The sequence below is a fragment of the Bradyrhizobium sp. genome (genome assembly GCF_049512235.1).
Lineage (GTDB): Bacteria > Pseudomonadota > Alphaproteobacteria > Rhizobiales > Xanthobacteraceae > Bradyrhizobium.
Genome location: NZ_JBEKXH010000731.1, coordinates 1 through 2539 on the forward strand (window position 1 = coordinate 1; position 2539 = coordinate 2539).

The following is a 2539-nucleotide window of genomic DNA, read 5'->3' on the forward strand; positions in this document are numbered from 1 at the left end:
CTCTCACTCCCTCTCCCGCTCTTCGCGGGGGAGGGTGGGGTGGGGGCGCGGCATCGGCGGTGTTGGTTACGTGTGGCCTCGATACCCGATCGATGGATTTTCGCCCGGAGCTTCCCCCACCCCAACCCTCCCCCGCGAAGGGGGGGAGAGGGAGCGCAGCATCGCAAGCGTCGATATGATCAGAACTTCGGAAACGCTGAACTAGAGCTCGCGATGGCCGGGGGGCGTGGATACGGGCAACACCGGTCATCGCGGCGAGGCCAACCATCCAAATCAGTCGTTCAGGCCAAAATAGCATCGCCGCTGCGCAACCGGGCAGGTTGATCCGGGGTCGGCAGGCGGGCATGATCAAAAGCTGTTACGTGCTGACAGGATTGGAAATCTGGCGATGAGGAGACCGGTGGTCGGTGTGATTGGCAATGCCTATCGCATCGAAAATCGATTTGCGACCCAGATGGTCGGGGAGCGAAATCTTCGCGCGGTGGCCGAGGTCGCGGGCGCGCTGCCGTTGATGTTTGCCGCTTCCCCTGAGATCACCGATATCGGCGCCTTGTTGGATACCGTCGATGGCGTGGTGTTGACCGGAGCTCGCGCCAATGTTCACCCGACGCGATTTCGCAAGCAGGCGGATCCCCGGCACGAACCCTACGATGTCGATCGGGACGATCTGGCGCTGGCGCTGTCGGAAGTTTGCGTTGCCCGCGGCATCCCGCTGTTCGGTATTTGCCGCGGCTTGCAGGAGATGAACGTCGCCTTTGGCGGTTCGCTGCATCCGGAAATTCGCGAATTGCCTGGCCGCATGAACCATCGGATGCCGCGGCTGGAGACCGGTGAAATCCACCCCGACCCCAATGTCGTCTTCGCCGACCGGCACGAAGTCTGCCTGATTCCCGGAGGGGCTTTCGCGCAGATCCTCGGTTGCGACAAAATCCGCGTCAATTCGCTGCACGGCCAGGGCATTCTCGAACCCGGCGAACGGGTCGTGGTCGAGGGCACCGCCGAGGACGGCACCATCGAGGCGATCCGGATCGCGGACGCGCCGGGCTTTGCGCTCGGGGTGCAGTGGCACGCGGAGCACGATCCACAGCAAAATCCCATCAACCGCGCGCTGTTCGAGGCATTCGGCAGGGCGCTCGCGGCTGCGACGCGGCAGGGATAGCCTACACTTCGCCTGCCCGGGATGAGCGCTCCTTTGTTCTGCTCCGGTTACCCGTCAAGTAATTTTTTGGCGCCGCCATCACCGGCTTTTTGTTCCTGGTTTCGGATGGCGTCCCCGACGAGAACGACCGGGCTTCCAGACGCCTCGATCTGACAAACAACAGGCGCTCCCATCGGAAGCGCCTGTTGCATCCGCTCGGTCCATGATACCGGCGTCAAACCATCACAGCGAATAGTACATATCGAATTCGACCGGGTGCGGCGTCATTTCGAAGCGCTCCACTTCGGTCATCTTCAACTCGATGTAGCTGTCGATGAAGTCGTCGTCGAATACGCCGCCGTTCTTGAGGAAGGCGCGGTCCTTGTCGAGATTCTCCAGCGCCTCGCGGAGCGAGCCGCACACCGTCGGGATGGCCTTCAGTTCTTCCTTCGGAAGGTCATAGAGGTCCTTGTCCATGGCGGGGCCCGGATCGAGCTTGTTCTTGACGCCGTCGAGGCCGGCCATCAGCATTGCCGCAAAGCCAAGATAGGGATTGGCCATCGGGTCGGGGAAACGCACCTCGACGCGCTTGGCCTTGGGATTGGAGGTATAGGGAATCCGGCAGGAGGCCGAGCGGTTGCGCGCGGAATAAGCCAGCAGCACCGGAGCTTCATAACCCGGAACCAGCCGCTTGTAGGAGTTGGTCGAGGGATTGGTGAAGGCGTTGATCGCCTTGGCATGCTTGATGACGCCGGCGATGTAGGACAGGCAGGTCTCCGACAGGTCGGAATATTTGTTGCCGGCGAATACCGGCTTGCCTTCCTTCCAGATCGACTGGTGGCAGTGCATGCCCGAGCCGTTGTCGCCATAGACCGGCTTCGGCATGAAGGTGGCGGTCTTGCCGTAGATGTGCGCGACCTGATGGATGCAGTATTTGTAGATCTGCATCTGGTCGGCCATCAGCGTCATGGTGTCGAACTTCATGCCGAGCTCGTGCTGGGCGGAAGCCACTTCATGGTGATGCTTCTCGACCTTGACGCCCATCTTGGCCATGGCGCCGAGCATTTCGGAACGCATGTCCTGCACCGAGTCCTGCGGCGGCACCGGGAAGTAGCCGGCCTTGGTGCGGATGCGGTGGCCGAGATTGCCGCCCTCATATTCGGTGTCCGAATTGATCGGCAGTTCGGAGGAATCGAGCTTGAAGCCGGTGTTGTAGGGGGTGGTCTGGTAGCGGACGTCGTCGAACACGAAGAATTCGGCTTCCGGTCCGAAAAACACGGTGTCGCCGACGCCCATCGACTTGACCATCGCCTCGGCCTTCTTGGCCATGCCGCGGGGGTCGCGGTTGTAGGGCTCGCCCGTGGTCGGCTCCAGCACGTCGCAGGTGATGACCATGGTGGT

2 protein-coding genes are annotated in these 2539 nt (G+C 61.8%); one reads left to right on the top strand and one right to left on the bottom strand.

Going from position 1 to position 2539, the window contains the following annotated elements:
• Nucleotides 1–388 precede the first annotated feature (388 nt).
• Nucleotides 389–1159, top strand: a complete 771-nt coding sequence (locus ABSG20_RS34535; RefSeq protein ID WP_423868913.1) for a gamma-glutamyl-gamma-aminobutyrate hydrolase family protein — start codon at nucleotides 389–391, stop codon at nucleotides 1157–1159.
• A gap of 222 nt (nucleotides 1160–1381) precedes the next feature.
• On the opposite strand, the gene glnA is transcribed toward ABSG20_RS34535, so the two are convergent.
• A partial coding sequence (gene glnA / locus ABSG20_RS34540; RefSeq protein ID WP_423868914.1) for a type I glutamate--ammonia ligase occupies nucleotides 1382–2539 on the bottom strand: 1158 nt, incomplete at its 5' end.